15 protein-coding genes and 2 pseudogenes are annotated in these 15,475 nt (G+C 52.1%); all 17 read right to left on the reverse strand.

What is annotated here, in order from left to right:
• Nucleotides 1-63: 63 nt before the first annotated feature.
• Entirely contained in the window at nt 64-432 is a 369-nt protein-coding gene (locus tag CIB36_RS04325) for a cysteine-rich VLP domain-containing protein (RefSeq protein WP_002584962.1), read from the reverse strand.
• Nucleotides 429-2,504 (reverse strand): type IA DNA topoisomerase, encoded by a 2,076-nt coding sequence (locus CIB36_RS04330; protein WP_002584963.1) that lies wholly within the window; start codon nt 2,502-2,504, stop codon nt 429-431. The genes CIB36_RS04325 and CIB36_RS04330 overlap by 4 nt, the downstream gene beginning before the upstream one ends.
• Nucleotides 2,501-3,250, reverse strand: a complete 750-nt coding sequence (locus CIB36_RS04335) for a DUF4366 domain-containing protein (protein ID WP_002584964.1) — start codon at nt 3,248-3,250, stop codon at nt 2,501-2,503. The genes CIB36_RS04330 and CIB36_RS04335 overlap by 4 nt, the downstream gene beginning before the upstream one ends.
• Entirely contained in the window at nt 3,240-3,506 is a 267-nt protein-coding gene (locus CIB36_RS04340) for a DUF4315 family protein (protein ID WP_002584965.1), read from the reverse strand. Before CIB36_RS04340 ends, CIB36_RS04335 begins: the two co-directional genes overlap by 11 nt.
• Before the next feature lie 6 nt (nt 3,507-3,512).
• Nucleotides 3,513-4,235 carry a phosphoadenosine phosphosulfate reductase domain-containing protein gene (locus CIB36_RS04345; RefSeq protein WP_002604475.1) on the reverse strand — a complete coding sequence of 241 codons (723 nt, stop codon included), beginning with the start codon at nt 4,233-4,235 and terminating at the stop codon, nt 3,513-3,515.
• Nucleotides 4,236-4,248: 13 nt separating this feature from the next.
• On the reverse strand, nt 4,249-6,177 hold the full coding sequence (locus tag CIB36_RS04350) for a C40 family peptidase (protein WP_425516017.1): 1,929 nt from the start codon (nt 6,175-6,177) through the stop codon (nt 4,249-4,251).
• A gap of 38 nt (nt 6,178-6,215) precedes the next feature.
• Nucleotides 6,216-7,221 (reverse strand): annotated as a pseudogene (locus tag CIB36_RS13500) (DNA-methyltransferase).
• Nucleotides 7,218-9,614, reverse strand: coding sequence for a VirB4-like conjugal transfer ATPase, CD1110 family (locus CIB36_RS04360; RefSeq protein WP_002604478.1), 2,397 nt, complete (start codon nt 9,612-9,614; stop codon nt 7,218-7,220). Before CIB36_RS04360 ends, CIB36_RS13500 begins: the two are co-directional and overlap by 4 nt.
• Nucleotides 9,574-9,966, reverse strand: a complete 393-nt coding sequence (locus CIB36_RS04365; protein WP_002604479.1) for a PrgI family protein — start codon at nt 9,964-9,966, stop codon at nt 9,574-9,576. Before CIB36_RS04365 ends, CIB36_RS04360 begins: the two co-directional genes overlap by 41 nt.
• A gap of 1 nt (nt 9,967) precedes the next feature.
• Entirely contained in the window at nt 9,968-10,516 is a 549-nt protein-coding gene (locus tag CIB36_RS04370; protein WP_002604480.1) for an MT-A70 family methyltransferase, read from the reverse strand.
• Nucleotides 10,517-10,526: 10 nt separating this feature from the next.
• Nucleotides 10,527-11,390: a VirB6/TrbL-like conjugal transfer protein, CD1112 family gene (locus CIB36_RS04375; RefSeq protein WP_002604481.1), complete on the reverse strand. Its 864-nt coding sequence runs from the start codon at nt 11,388-11,390 to the stop codon at nt 10,527-10,529.
• A gap of 73 nt (nt 11,391-11,463) precedes the next feature.
• Nucleotides 11,464-11,556, reverse strand: a pseudogene (locus tag CIB36_RS13720) (Maff2 family mobile element protein); the annotation flags it as partial.
• Nucleotides 11,557-11,646: 90 nt separating this feature from the next.
• Nucleotides 11,647-13,257, reverse strand: coding sequence for a recombinase family protein (locus CIB36_RS04385; RefSeq protein ID WP_002569232.1), 1,611 nt, complete (start codon nt 13,255-13,257; stop codon nt 11,647-11,649).
• A 111-nt stretch (nt 13,258-13,368) separates the two neighbouring features.
• On the reverse strand, nt 13,369-13,557 hold the full coding sequence (locus CIB36_RS04390) for a transposon-encoded TnpW family protein (RefSeq protein ID WP_002569233.1): 189 nt from the start codon (nt 13,555-13,557) through the stop codon (nt 13,369-13,371).
• On the reverse strand, nt 13,554-14,408 hold the full coding sequence (locus CIB36_RS04395) for an ATP-binding protein (RefSeq protein ID WP_002569234.1): 855 nt from the start codon (nt 14,406-14,408) through the stop codon (nt 13,554-13,556). Before CIB36_RS04395 ends, CIB36_RS04390 begins: the two co-directional genes overlap by 4 nt.
• Nucleotides 14,405-15,154 carry a phage replisome organizer N-terminal domain-containing protein gene (locus CIB36_RS04400; RefSeq protein ID WP_002569235.1) on the reverse strand — a complete coding sequence of 250 codons (750 nt, stop codon included), beginning with the start codon at nt 15,152-15,154 and terminating at the stop codon, nt 14,405-14,407. Before CIB36_RS04400 ends, CIB36_RS04395 begins: the two co-directional genes overlap by 4 nt.
• Nucleotides 15,144-15,356, reverse strand: a complete 213-nt coding sequence (locus tag CIB36_RS04405; RefSeq protein WP_002569236.1) for a hypothetical protein — start codon at nt 15,354-15,356, stop codon at nt 15,144-15,146. The genes CIB36_RS04400 and CIB36_RS04405 overlap by 11 nt, the downstream gene beginning before the upstream one ends.
• Between the last annotated feature and the right edge of the window lie 119 nt (nt 15,357-15,475).

Below are 15,475 nucleotides of genomic sequence, written 5' to 3' on the forward strand. Positions count from 1 at the left end.
GCCCGCGCTCTCTATGGGAAGCGCGGGCATTTCTCGCAAACGGGTACTCGTTTGCTGTGCTTGCTATGTAGTTGTTTTTATCCGTAAACGCCTGTTTCTCTCGCTTTGGGCTTTCTGTCTGCGGCGTATCTTTGCCGCGCAATCGGGGCAGTATTTCGCCCGGTTGCTGCCCGCCGCAAACGTGCTGCCGCATACCGCGCAACGCTTCAAATCGGTTTCCCCGCTGCGGGTGATCTGTTCGCAAAGCTGCCTGTCGGCGGGTAATACCGCTTCGCGGAAATAGCGGCATAGCAGCGAATAGCTGATACTCTGCACACAAACGCAAGTTTCCCCGTCGTCCAGCAGCAGACAATTCCCGCAATCGTTGTTTGCACAAGCGGCGCGGGTCATTTTCTTTACGGCGCGGTATTGCTTTTCATCAAGCCTTATCATTTTCGGTTCTGCTCGACGCGGAAGTTTACATACTTGCCGCCTGTGTCGGCAAGCAGCACAACTCCGTCAAAGGTCTTTCCCGTCTTGGTCGAGTACATACCTTTGATTTTTACCTTTCCGTCTTTCAAAAGGGCGGCGGCAATCGCCTTTGTGAAAGCCTTTTTGCGCTGCTCAAAAAAGCGGTCATTCTTCCACATCACAAAGCTGCAAGCCCTGTCGGAGCAGTAAAAGTTTTTCTTGCCCTCGTAAACCGCCGCGCCGCAACGGGGGCAAGTGCCGATTGCTTCCCGCTGCGGGGTAAACAGCTTCGCTTTATCCTCGGAAATCGCGGAATAGGTCTTGACAAGCCCCGCTGTCATTTCCTCAATCCCGCGCATGAAGTCGGCGGGGCTGTCGCTGCCCTTTGCAATCCCGGTAAGGCGCGTTTCCCATTCTGCCGTAAGCTGCGGGGACGTAAGGCTGTCGGGCAGAATAGCGACAAGGTTATACCCGTCCTTTGTGGGGATTAGCTTTTTGCCCTTGCGCTCGGCAAAGCCCGCGCTAATGAGTTTTTCAATGATACCCGCCCGCGTCGCGGTGGTGCCTAACCCTTTGCGCTCCGCGTCCTCCGGCGTGTCCTCCTTTCCCGCACTCTCCATAGCCGAAAGTAACGTATCTTCGGTAAATGCCTTTGGGGGCTGCGTGTAACGTTCGGAGATCTCCGCTGCCGGATTGTCAAAGGTCTGCCCCTCGGCAAGCGGGGGTAAAACCGCTTCCGGCTCTGCGTCCTCGTCCTGTTCCCCGGACGCGGCGCGGGATAGTCTTTCAATCTCGCGCCAACCCTCGCAAAGCGTCGTCCTGCCCTTTGCGGTAAAGGTATAGCCGCCGCAAGTGAAAACCGCCGTAACCGCTTCATACTCATAGGGCGCGGCAACGGCGCAAAGCAGTTTTGCGCACACAAGGGTCATTAGCTTTTTCTCACTTTCGGCAAGGGAAGAAAAGCCCGTTTTCACAAACTCCGCTGTCGGCAAAATGGCGTGATGGTCGGTTACTTTGCTGTTGTCGCAAATCCTCGCAAGGTCGGCTTGCAGCTTCACGCCCTGCATAAAGGGGAGAGCAGCGCAAAGGCCGGTGATAAGTTCCTTTGTGCTGCCCTCCATATCGGAAGTGATATATTTGCTGTCGGTGCGGGGATAGGTCAAAAGCCGTTTTTCATAAAGGGCTTGCGCATAGTCAAGGGTCTGTTTCGCCGTAAACCCATACAAACGGTTTGCTTCCCGCTGCAAGGCGGTGAGGTCAAACAGTTTCGGCGGGGCTGCGGTCTTTTTCTCTTTTTTAAGGGAAGTACAAACGGCCTGCGATTTCTCGCAAGCCGCTTTCATCTGCCGCGCCGCCGCTTCGTCGTCCTGCCTTTCGGAAAGGGCGGCAACGCCGCCAACGTCCAGCCGGACGACATGATATTTCTCTTTCTTAAAGCTGCTGATTGCATAGTCGCGGTTTACCAGCATAGCAAGGGTGGGCGTTTGCACTCTGCCGACATTCAATGTTTTATGGTAGAGGATAGAGAAAAGGCGGGTCGCGTTAATGCCAATGAGCCAATCGGCCTTTGCTCTGCAAAGCGCGGATTGATAGAGGTTGTCATAGCCGCGCCCGTCTTTGAGATTTGAAAAGCCCTCGCGGATTGCACTTGCTTCCATGCTGCTAATCCAAAGGCGGGAAAAGGGCTTTTTGCAATTCGCCTGTTCATAGACAAAGCGGAAAATGAGTTCCCCCTCGCGCCCGCTGTCGCAAGCATTGATAATCTCGGTAACGTCGCTGCGGTGCATAAGGTCTTTGAGAATGGAAAACTGCTGCTCCTTGCCGCTGGCAACAATAAACTGCCACTCCTGCGGGACAATGGGAAGATCGTCGTACTTCCATTTACGGAATTGTTCATTGTAGGTCGCCGCGTCTGCAAGGCTAATCAAATGCCCGATACACCACGACACAAGGTAGCCGCCGCCCTCAAAATATCCGCTGCGCTTTTCATTCGCGCCCATAACGGCGGCAATCGCCGCCCCGACGCTCGGTTTTTCTGCAATTACAAGTTTCATAGATTATCGTCCTCCTGCTCGGTCTGTTCGGTTTCGACTACTTCCGTTTCCTCGTCGTCCTCGTCAAAATCAAGGTCGTCAAGGCTGCTGCTGCCTTTCGCCGCGTCCTTTTTGGGCTTCAAAATCTTAAAGTAGTAGAACGCGCCGCCGCCCGCTGCGGCAACAAGCAGCACGACAAGCAGAATACCCATGCCGCCGCCTTTTTCTTCTTCCGGCGGCTGCTCGGTTTCTTCCGGCTCCGGCTCGGCTTCCACACCCGCGCACTCGCTCATGTTGACGCTGCAAACCGGGCAAGCGGTGTTGACGCTTCCGGCAACGCATTTATCGGTGCAGCTACAAACGGGGGCTTCGGTCTGCCCGTCCTCCATAAGGGCGGTTAAATCCGCTTCGTCCACTTGGTTAAGGAAATGGACGGTATTTTCCCCGTCCTCGGCGCGGTCAATGATGATGTAAAAATAGTTGCCACTTTTGGTAACGACGGTGATAAACTGCTTGTCGCCGGACGCTTCACCCGTTATATCGTCCACAAGGGACATATTCCCGTCCGGGGTAAGGGGCTGCGGCTCATAGCCGCCCGTCGTTTCTTCCGGCTCGGTTTCCGGCGCGGGGGTTTCCTCGGTTACGGGGGTAGGCGTGTCGTCGCTTTCATCGCCACCGCCCGCATAAGCGGTAACAGAAAAGCCGCACATGATAACCAGTGCGGCAAGCAATACGGTAAACTTTCGGATTATCTTTTTATTCTTCATTGTCGTTGTCCTCCTGTTCGGCGGGGTAAGTGGCTTCCGGCTGCGGCAAGGTGATTTCGCCGCTGGCGTAAGCGGAGAGGAACGCGGCAAGCTGCGTCCCGTCAAGGTGTACCGCCTTTACCATTTGCACGATCTGCGCGTTTTCTTCCTCGACTTTCTGCGCTTCAAGGTCTTTCAGCTTCTTTTGCTGTTCAAGGATTTTTGCCCTCGTTTTCTCAATATCCCTTTCGATACGGTCAAGTTTCGTGTTCGCCATAGTCATTTACTCCTTTCCAAACTGTTCTTTCCATGAATAGCTGCGCCCCAATCCCTTAACGGTTTTAAGATAGGGCATAGCGTTTTCTTCCAAAGTCGCCGCCCGGTTAAATAGATCGGGATAGTGTTCTTTGAGATATAAAATCTCTTGTTTCTTCATGCTCGGACAAAAGAAACAGGACGATTTACCCGGCTGCGGCAATCCTGCCGCTTTGATTTCCCGGATACAATCGTCCCTGTTCCAGCCCCATTCTTCAATGAGGGGGTAGCGGTTATGATATTTTTTGTCGGCTTCGTTGTACTTGCGGGAATGTTCATACCGTTTCACTTCTCCCGCGTCATAGCCGATATAGCGGTTGACTTTCTCGCCGCGCTGCCATACTTCGCGGCAAGGCGCATAGTGGTTGCAAAACTTTTCCTGCGGTGCGATTTTGTGTTTCTGCGAACAACGCTTATGCCCGTAGGCAATCGACGGGAGCGTATGAGAGCGCAAGCACTCGGTTTCAAGAGATAGGCGGTTGCCGTAGCGGTCAACATACTGCACAACGGTAATCTGCGGCATACCGTGTTCCGCAAGCCATTGATTGATTATCTCGATAAATTGATAGGTATGCGGGTGTTCCGCGCCCGTATCGGCAAAGGTGATAAGGTCAATCGGGATTTTGTGCTTGTATAGGCCAATAAGTAAGGCGGCACTATTCGTGCCGCCGCCAAAAGATACAATATTCATTTTTCAACTCCTTTTAATTGTAATTTAACCGCCCGTAGGCGTAAAAGTGGGATTGCCAATAGCTGGTGTCCAGCTTTGAATACTGGATAGGGTCGCCACAATGCAGCATGACGGGGCTTCCGTCCCCGTCCTCGCCCACATAAATCCCCACATGGGAAACGCCGGGGGTGTCGTATGTACCCGTAAAGAACACCAAATCCCCCGGCTGCGGGTTAGAAACAGGGGTTGAGATGTTGTAAAGCCCTTGCGCCCCAAGTCTGCCCGTATTGTATAGGCCGCTGTTCGTCAACACATAACTCACAAAGCCGCTGCAATCAAAAGAGGTTTCCGGGGTGCTGCCGCCCCACACATAGGGAAAACCGACGTATTTATCTGCTTCCTCCATGAGCCGCGCAAACTTTTCATCGGAACCCAGCAGCGCGGCGGGTACTTCATAATCGGCGGGCGGGTTTTCATAGTATTTAGACACATAGCCGGATTGCGGGAAAAGGTCGGGTCTGTTTCCCAGCGACGACATATACATAGCGTACATGGATAGCTGTTCTTCGCCCATGATGTAAACGGGGACATGGGAGAGGTTGAAGTTTTCCAAATCCACATGAAGAATGTAATAGTTATAGGGGACTTCAACCGTATAGGGGTTGCCCTCGCTGTCCGTCCTTGTTTCGGTGCGGTAGCGTACCTGTACTTCTTCCTCGACCGTCAAGATATACTGTTTCTCAAAGAGCATTTCAAGGGTGCTTTGCACTTCATCGAGTGTAAACACGCCCTCATGCCACGCGGAAAGGATAGAAATTAGCACATAGGGGTCATGCTCGATCTCGTCCGCGTTTACCCGGTATTCGTCATAGCCGGGGTATTCGCTTTCGATATTGTCCAGCATATCTTGTAACTCGGCTTCCATAGCGGCATACGCGCTTTCCGCGCCCGTTATATCCGCGTCCTCGGAGAGATAGGACGACGCAATCAAGCCGCTGCCGCTGTTGCCGCCAAAGAGGGAGCAAGAGGACAGCCCGCCGAAAAGCAGCAGCACGATAAAGGCAATCCCGCCCACAATCAAGCAGCCTTTCCAATGCCGGACAACAAAGAACGTCGCCCGTTTGGTTTCCTGCGCGGTTTTCTTCGCCGCCTTTGCGGTGGCTTCAGCGGTTTTTTTCGCTTTGCCGCCCGCTTTCAGCGTTTTTGCATACTGCTTTTTAATGCGCTGCTTCTGCCAAAAACGGGAAATGGGGTTGGAGTGCGCAAGCGCGGGGTTATCGTGCAACGCCTTTTGATAGAGAAAATCTGCGTTTGCCTTTACCGCTTGTTTTTCCGCTGCCGCCGCTGCCCGGTAGGGTTTCAGCTTATGGCGGCGTATGCCGCCCTTAACTGCCCGCGCCGCCATGCCGCCCGCTTTCTCTCCGGCAAGTTCTACCCGGTGCCCGCTTTCCACACCGACGTTTTCTTTCTCTACCTCGTAGATTTTCCCATGTACGGTACTGTTTAACTCCTGTGCCGGACGGGATAAGGGGTTATGCCGCAACTTGCCGTTTGGGGGCTTATCCGTCTTTTCAAAGGAAAGGCGCGTCTTTGCCTTGCCTTTCGCTTCGTCAAAAACGCGCTCTTTCTTGATTTTGGTCTGCTTGGGGATAGCCGCCCGCGCTGCGTCTAAACAGTCTGCCGCCTTATCCGATTTCTTGATCGCTTTTTGAAGTTCCGGCGTTGCCCGTTCCGCTTCGGAAAACTGCAAGCGGGAAGAATGGGTTTTAGGCTGCGTCGCGTCAAGGGCTTTTTTCTCCGCGCCTTTTGCTGCGTGTCGCTCAATCTCTGCGCCGATATGCTGCACAACCTTTTCCGCTGCCACCCCTGCGGGGGCTGAATAGTTTTCTTCCTGCGGCCTTTCGCTGATACTGGACGTTTCGCCCGTCGTGAGGTTTTCCGCAACCGCACCGTCGCGGGTCATTTTTTGCGTTACCTTGTCGGGGGCTTTCAGTTCCTTGCTCAATCTTCATCACCTCCAATCCGCTGTTTTGCAAGTTCGCAATAGTCGGGGTTTAACTCAATGCCGATATAGCGGCGGTTAAGCCGTTTTGCTACCATGCCCGTCGTGCCGCTGCCGAAAAAGGGGTCAAGGACAATCCCGCCGGTGGGCCGTCGTGCCGCTGCCGAAAAAGGGGTCAAGGACAATCCCGCCGATGGGACAGCCCGCCAAAATGCACGTTTCCGCAAGTTTCGGCGGGAACGCTGCGAAATGCCCGCCATGATAGCCGACATTGTTAATCTGCCAAACGTTGCGGCGGCTGCGGACGGGAGAAATCAACTCGTCGGCGTATGCGCCCTTTTCGCGGGGGCGGTTGATTTTCTGCGGTTGGTTTTGCCCCGGAACAGTAACGTTATACTTATTTCCTTTGCTAACTCCGCTTTTCAGCCGCCCCGCCGTTGTGGGGGCTATCGGCTCGGCTACTGCTTGCCAATCGTAATAATACTTCTTTGACTTGGTAAGCAGAAACACATATTCATAGCAGCGGGTCGGCCTGTCCCGCGTGCTTTCCGGCATGGGGTTTGTTTTGTGCCAAATGATAGAACTGCGCAAATACCAACCGTCGCCCCGCAAGGCGAGGGCTACAAGCCACGGAATACCAATTAAATCTTTGGGCTTGCAGCCGGGGGCGCGGTGGTTAAACGCCACTTGCTGCCCGTTCCTGCCTTTGGGGTATTTGGGGTCTTGGTGGTCGGCTTTGCTGCCTGTGCCGCAATAAGTGTCCGCGATATTCAGCCAACAAGTACCCTCCGGCGTAAGCACCCGCTTTACCTCATGGAATACCGCCGTAATACGGGAAACATATTCCTCCGGCGTTGCTTCCCGTCCGATCTGCCCGTCTGCGCCGTAGTCCCGCAAGGCATAGTAGGGTGGGGACGTTACGCAACAATCAACTGCATTTTCCGGCAAGGTTTGAAGCACCTGCAAGCTGTCGCCGCAATAGATTTTGTCCATTTCTATCCTCATGCCGACACCTCGCCGGGTTTGGTCGTCATTACACGATAGAGTTCCGTATCTTGCGGGAAACGGTCAATAAAGGGCAAAATCACGTTGCCATAGAAGATAAGCCCCTCGCCCGCGTCGGAATGGGTTACATAGGTCATTTGCTGCTGCGAAATGTTAAGCTGCTTTGCAAGGATTTCCCTGTCGCCCTGGGCTTGGTTGAGCATATACACAAAATCGCTGTTTTCAAAAATGTTCTCCACCTCGCGGGACGATAACAAATCTTTCACGTTTTGGGTGATACCTGTCGGAATACCGCCCCATTTTCTAAAACGCTTCCAAATCTCAACGCTGTACGCTGCGGTCTGTTCCTCTTTGAGCAGCAAATGAAACTCGTCGATATAGTACCGCGTCGCCTTGCCTTCGCTGCGGTTTATGGTAACTCTGTTCCAAACTTGATCTTGGACAATGAGCATACCGAGTTTTCGTAGCTGGGTGCCGAGTTCTTTAATATCAAAGCAGACAAGGCGGTTGTGAATGTCAACGTTTGTTTGGTGGTTAAACACGTTCAAACTGCCATTTACATAGAGTTCCAATGCCGACGCGATACGCTGCGCTTCCTTTTCCGGCTGCTTCTTGATTTCATTGTAGAGGTCGCCCAAAATCGGCATATTCTCCGGCTTCGGGTCTGCAAGGTAGCTGCGGTACACGCTGATAACGGCGCGGTCAATCAAAGTCTTTTCAACCGCTTCCAGCCCGTTTTTGCCGCCCATAATCAACTCGCAAAAGGAAAGGATAAAATCGCTCTTTAAGGCTATGGGCGTGTCGCCCTCGCTGTAATTGAGGTTTATATCCATCGGGTTAATGTACTGCGTGCTGTTCTGCGAAACCTTGATAACCTGCCCTTTCAGCCGTTCCACAAGGGGGTAATATTCCGCTTCCGGGTCGCAAATGATAATATCGTCTGCGGTAATGAGAAAAGCGTTGGTGATCTCGCGCTTTGCCGAAAAACTCTTGCCGCTGCCGGGTGTGCCGAGTATCAAGCCGTTAGGGTTCTTCAGCCTTTTCCTGTCGCACAAAATCATGTTATTCGATAATGCGTTTAAGCCGTAATACAACGCTTCGCCGCTTTGGAACAGCTCTTGTACCGTAAAGGGGACGAAAATGGCGGTGCTGGAAGTCGTCAAGCCCCGCTGGATTTGGATTAGGTTTTCGCCCAATGGGATAGAGGACATAAGCCCCTGTTCCTGCCGGTAGTCAAGGCGGGTGAGCATACAGTTGTATTTCTGTGCGATACTTGCGGCCTGAAATACGTCGTTGTCCAATTTCTGCTTTGTGTCTGCCACATTCAAAACTAACAGCGTAAGCAAAAACATTCGCTCGTTCCGGCTCTGCAAATCCCGCAAAAGGTTTTTCGCTTCGCCGCCGTAGGTGGCAAGGTCGGACGGAATTATATCCATATCGTAGCCGCTGCGGATTGCCTTTTTCTGTTCCTCGATTTTCATACGGTCAAGGTCGGTGATTTTCCGCTTGATCGTCTTGATCGCTTCGTTGTGGTCGATACTCTGAATGTGCAGATTGACGACAATCCCGTTTTCCGCTTCCATGAAGTCGGCAAGCATACGGTCTGAAAGTTCCGGCGCGGCAATCTGCAAAAAGGAAACCGCGCCAAACTTCCCGCCCATTTGAAACATTCGCCCGTCGCCAAAACGGAAAGAGGACGGGGCAATAAAGTCTTTGACGGAAAGGCCGCTTACGGGTAGCCATTCCCACGCAAAGTTGAAGCGTTCCCCGTCCGGGTGGAAAAGCCCATGCAGCACTTCAAGCCGCTGCTTCCCGTCCAATACCCGCGCCGCCGCGCCGATCACCTTAAAATGGTTGAGGGTGTCCGTTTCGATACGGGCAAGCCGCGCCCGCGCCGATTTAATATCTTTTGCTTCAATGGTAAAGGTGAGAAACTTTGTCTTGATAAGCCCGTTGTTGCCGCGTTCAAGCTGTGTTTGCAGCATTTCGGTGTATTCGGCTCTGATACTGTCAAAGTCGTCATTCTGTGGGGCAATCGTGATACTGCTCTTGAAATCCTCCTTGTTCGCATGGCGGCTGATTAAGGAAAGCTGCACACTGATAGAAGCGTCAAAAGAGTTATACATATCGCAAAGGGCTTCAAAAATGGCGGTCTTGTCGTCCGGCTGCGCAAGCTGATAGTTAATATCTTCAAACTCAATGCACTTGGAATACCGCCCGTTTGCAAGGCGGCAAATCCCGTCCTTATACATTCGTTCAAACGGTATGCTGTCCTGCGCCGTATGGGGCTTCCCGTCGCCCTTTGACTGCCGGATAAGCGCGTCGATCTGTTTCTTTTCCTGCCGCGTAAGTTTACGCTTTTTGTTTTGGGTCTTTCCCTTTTCCTTTGACAATCGCCCGTACCTCCTTATCTAATCGCTCCTGCCGCGCAAGGGCGGTATAAAAATTGTTGGTCTGATAAGGTCGCTCTTTGGGGCGAAGAAACTTCACTTCCACAAATTGCCGTATAATCACTTCCAGCGGTTGCCCGTTCTTCTCGTACATAGCGAGTAGGAACATGGGCAGCATGGCAAGCACCATGCACAAAGCCGCCGTTGTCGTTCCCGCGCTGTCCTTTGTCAAAAAGAATAGCGGTAGCCCGATAGCCACCGCCGCGCCGAAACAGAGTAATTGTCTTTTGGTAAGGTTGAACATTACCTTGCTCTTGATTTTGGTTAAATCCTTTGGGACGGTTACATACGCCATTTCAAACCTCCTTTCCGGCAAACCGTATGTCGCTTTTGATTTCATTTCCCCATACGTCCCAACCAGGGGTATGCTGCCTTGCAAACAGTTCAATACGCGGTAGGTCGCCCATAAGGGCAAGTATCTTTTCCCGCGTTATATCCGGCTTTTTGCTGTGCTGCTCAACAGGGGAAATAATAAATTGATGTACCTTGTTTGATTGTCGCTTCGGGTGTCCTTTGGTAGCAAGCAAGCAGATTTCCGCATTTCCTCGCGTCCAAAAGCCCAAGCCATAAAACCAAGTGGGCGATTTCCGATTTTGCTTTAACCATACAAAGGCAACGGATTTATAGGTAAATCCCCAAGCCTTGATTAACTGCAACGCTTCTTTAAGCTGCGGGAACGTCGCCCATAGGAATAAAATACAGTCCTTATCCGCAATTTCTTTGACGGGTAAAGCGCAAAGTTCCTCAATACTCATAGTGGGATAGTGCTTTTCCGCTGCGCCCTGTACCTTGCTTCTCGCGTATCTCCAAGGGGGATCGGCGTAAATGATTTTGTATTTCTTCATCTGCACCCCCTTAATGCGCGCTGAATACGGATTTTGCAAGGCTTCCCGTTTTGAAAAGCGTAAAACACAAGAGGACGGTATAGCCCATGCAAGACCAGATCGCGCCGGATATGTCATCGGTTGCTGCGATTGTCTGTATCAAAACCGCATAAATACCGACGCACACAAGAATTAGAAAAGCCTGAAAACCGAGGGCAAGCAAGGATTTTAAGTAGTTCTGTCCCATGCCGCCCCATTCACGATTTACCATTGTCGCAACGGGGATAGGGGCGATACTCGTTACAAGGTATATTTCAATCATGCGCCCGTACACCACCAGCATGATACAGATAGACAACGCTTTCATGGTAAGCCCCACAAAGAGTGATTGAAACCATAGCCCCAAAAGCCCGCCGACGCTCATAGCGTCCAGCTTTGCTTCTATATCGGTGATAACGGTTGCAATATCTATGCTTGTGTCGGATATGATAACGCCCGCGCTGTCGTTGACGACGCTCTGTGTAATGTCAAATACGCCCATGACGATGTTCCAAGTATTTGTTACCAGCAGCACCGCAACAAAGGTTTTGAAAATCCACTTGAAGAAAATCCAAGTGTCGAGATCGTGCAGATTGTTTTTCTCAATTACAAGCTGGATTAGTTCGTAGCACATGACAAAGGTAATGATAACGCCCGCAATCGGCACAATGACGTTTTCCGATAGGCTGCGTATCATATTGAATATGCCCGCGTTCCACCCGGCGGGGGTTGTGCCGACTTGCGTTGCGATTTCTCCAACCTCTGTATTTACGCTGTCGAACAGCCCGGAGAGATTAGAGAGTATTCCGTCTGTCAAAATGCCGCGAAACCAATCTTCAATCATCTGCCATATCAAAAGCTAATCCCTCCTTTCCCGCGCCCTCCCGCGTGAAGCGGGAGAGCGCGGCGGGTAGTGTTAGTTTGTGGCATTATCCAAACAGGCCGGAGAGCAGCGGGACAAGGGTAAGGCCGATAAGGGCAACGCCGCCGCCCGCCATCAACTGTTTCATGCCCTGCGACTTTACTGATGTGCGATAAAGAAGTAATAGAAGTGTAAAAAATTTTGCCGTTCCTATCCGGCACTTGCGCATTGTGTCGGATAGGTCGGGCGGTTATTCGGGCAAGTCCACCTTGCCAACAAAAGAATAATAAATCTCAATGTCCTGTCTGCGGGTCTTGTTCTCGTCATAGCTGCACTCATGCACAACGATTTTCTCTACAAACTCCCGCAGCAGAGTAGGGGTAAGTTCTTCAAAGCTGGTATGCCGCCGGACAACATTCATAAACTTTTCTGCGTTCACGGTGGCTTCCTGTGCTTTGGAAAGCTCCGCTTGAATAGCAGCGGCTCTTTCTTTCAGCTCCCGTTGCTCTGCTTCATAGTCTGCCGACAGCTCTGTGAAACGCTCGTCTGATATGCGCCCGGTCACGCTGTCCTCATACAGCCGCTTGAAGATAGCGGATAACTCGGCTATGCGTTTCTCGGAGGCTTCCAGTTCCTTTTTCTTGGCGGCGTTCCTGCGTTTGCCCCCGTCCTCGTTCTGCTCAATCAAGAGTTTCATAAACCGGGCTTCATGCTTTGCCGCATAGCTGGTCACTTTCCGCAGATTGGAGAGTACACCAGCGGTCAAGAGGTCGGTGCGGATAAAGTGCGCCGTACAGTCATGGGTGCGTTTCTTGTAGTTGCCGCAGATATAACAGTCCTGCTTGCGCTTGTCCGTCTGGTATCGCTGCTGATACATCACGCTGCCGCAGTCCGCACAGAACAGTATGCCGGAGAACAAACCCACTTCATCATAGCGGTTTGGGCGTTTGCGCTGTTTGCGAAGCTCCTGCACCCGTTCCCATGTTTGGGTGTCTATGATAGGCTCGTGGTGGTTCTCGAAAATCACTTGCTTTTCCGGGGGATTTTCTACACTGTGCTTGACTTTGTAAGAAAGTTTTTCTGTCTTGAAATTTACCAGACAGCCTGTGTATTCCCGGTTTTCAAGGATATGCACTACGGTATTGGTCGCCCACTTGCACTCATAGCCGGGGTGGTAGCGGCGGGTGCTGCCCGTCCTGCGGTATTCAAGCGTTCCCGGCGTGGGGATTTGCTGCTCTGTGAGCATACGGGCTATCTTGGTCGGACCATTCCCGGCAAGACAGAGGTTGTATATCTGCTTGACTACGGGTGCAGCTTCCTCGTCAATAATGAAATTTTCATCCTCGTCCATGAGGTAGCCATACACAGGCTTGCTTGTGATGGGCTTGCCATTCATGCCTTTTGAGCGTTTTACTGCTTTGATTTTCTTGCTCGTATCTCTCACCAGCCATTCGTTAAAGATATTCCGCAGCGGGGCAAAGTCATTGTCGCCCTGTGCGCTGTCCACTCCGTCATTGATAGCGATGAAGCGGACACCTTTCTGTGGGAAAATCATTTCCGTGTACATTCCCACTTGCAGGTAGTTTCGCCCTAACCTCGACATATCCTTTACGATAACTGTCCCGACTTTTCCGGCTTCAATGTCCGCAAGCATGGCTTGAAAACCGGGTCTTTGAAAGTTCGCACCAGAATAACCGTCGTCCGTGTACCAGCGCAGATTGGAAAAGCCGTTCTGCTTTGCATAGGTTTCAAGGATACGCTTCTGATTGGAAATGGAATTGCTTTCGCCTTGCAGCTCGTCCTCATGGGATAGTCTTGGGTAAAGGGCGGTAATTGGTTGTTGGTTGGTCTGTCTTAACATAAAATCCTCCGTTTCCGACAGCCAGCCCCACTATTCCGTACCTTGATTGTACCACATGGGGCGGCTGTCTGTATAGCGGCAAAAGCGTCAAATCTGCTTCTTTATGGTCGGTCAAATCGCCGTTTTTTGTGTAGCAGCTTCCGCTTCCAGCACTTTCATCATCTTGTCGGCTGCGGTGTCGGTTGCGCCCTGCTTGAAGAAGCCGGAAACGGTAAGGACGGAGTTGCCCATGCGGATTTCCGTCACACAGTCCGGGCGGCGGTCTGTTTTGGTGGTGCTTGTCTGTTTCGTTTCTGTCATAGGCTCTCCTTTCGCTGCTTCATCAGTTGCTTTAAGCGTTCCAGCTTTTCCTGTGCGGTTTCCTTTCGGAAGTTGCTGCCCGTGAAGCGGACGGGGGCGCACATGGAAGTCAGCCTGTCATAGATACGGGCGTGGGGCGTGTCCTGCGGGTGCTGCAATTCCTCCAGCGTGAGGTTGGTCGTGGCGATCAGCGGCTTGCCGCTTCGGTAACGGCTGTCAATCACGCTGTAAACCTGTTCCAGCCCGTATTCTGTTCCTCGCTCCATACCGAAATCATCAAGTATCAGCAGAGGGTAGCTGCAAAGGCGGGAAATATATTCGTTCCTGCCCTCAAAGCTGGCGGCAAGGTCACCCAGTATCGTTGCAAAGTTTGTCATGCAGACGGCAACCTCTTTTTCCATAAGGGCGTTGGCGATACAGGCGGCAAGGTAGCTTTTTCCCGTCCCCACGCCGCCCCAAAACAGGTAGCCGATATTTTCAGCCTGCATGGTTTCCCAGCTCTCCACATAAAAGCGGGCGGTTTCGGTCTGCGGGTTTCTGCCGTTGTCATGCTCAAATGTCCAGTTCCGCATAGCAGGGTCGGTAAAGCCCCGGCGTTTCAAGTCCTCCACTTTTTCAAGGTGCTTCTGTCGGCTTTCGGCGGCTTGCTGCTTTTCACGGGCTGCCCGCTGGCAGTCGCACTCTGCCGGGTGGCGGTCACGCCCGAAACAAGTCTTTCCCTCTGCAAAATAGGCTTCTTTGGGCGTATGGCACTTACCGCAGTATAAAAGCCCGTCCTCGCCTGTGTAGTCCTCCGCTTCGGCGGTAGTGGCTGTAATGTCCGTAATCATAGCTTCAATTCCGTTTTTCATAAGCTCTCGCCCTCCTTGCATGAATAATCGGGTATGCCCTGTTTCGGGGCAGCCTTGCCTTTGGCAGCGTCCTCCTGCGCCCACTTGTAAATGGTGGCTGCATGGCTGTGGTACTGTTTCCCGGTGGAAGCGATATGGCAGGAAAGCCGGTCAATATAATACTCCCACTTGTCGGGCAACTCTGTTTTTAGCCCGGAAAGCTCTGTATCGGTCAGTATCACATTGTTGTATCTGCCATAAGCGGCGGGGGCGGGGTGTCCCGTTTCTCCCTCTCTCTCTTTTTCTATCTCTATCTCTTTCTCTAACTCTATCTCTATCTCTGGTGGACGAATGTCGGACAAATGTCCGCCTTTTGTCCGGGGCGGTAAAAGTGCCTTGTTTTCCAGTCTTGCAGCCCGTTTCCGCTCGGCTTCGGTAGAGGACTGTCCTATCATCAGCTCAATGTCGGTCATATAGAAAGCCCCGCTGTCAAGCTGCTCCACAAGCCCCAACTGCCGGAAAATCTCTAAAGCCCTCTCAACCGTCCCTATCTGGTGGCGGGTCAGTGTCGCTATCATCTGCGCTGTGTAGGGGATATGCTCGTCAAGCTGCAATTTCCCGCCGTTTTTCAGCGATTTTAAGTACAGCTTCAAGAGGATATTGGAGTATAAAATCCCGTCTTTCATATCTTCCAGCAGCACAATGGAGTCGCTGTCAAAAAAGTTCTCTTTCAGCTTGAGGTAGTAATACTTGCGGTTATCTGCCATTGTCCCTGTCCTCCTTTTTCCGGCGTTTGGAGTAGTAGTGGGGGCAGAGTATGATAACCGCCCGGAAGCTCTGCTTGCAGCTATGGGTACAGCCCCGGCAGAGGTCATTGTATGTGATACGATCGCAGGTGGAATTCCCGACTTTCACTTGCCGCAGGAAAAAAGACCATTCCAGCCGCCGTTTCTTGCTCATTCTTGGCATGGGTGCGCTCCTTTCTGCCGTTTCCGCTGGTGTGGCGGTATCGGCGGTAATTCTGTATCATCTCGGTATCATTTTCGGGTTTTTTCTGCCCTATAAGCCCGTTAAAAAATCCTTTGGTA

It is taken from the genome of Massiliimalia timonensis (genome assembly GCF_900186585.1).
In the GTDB taxonomy this organism is placed as follows: Bacteria; Bacillota; Clostridia; order Oscillospirales; family Ruminococcaceae; genus Massiliimalia; species Massiliimalia timonensis.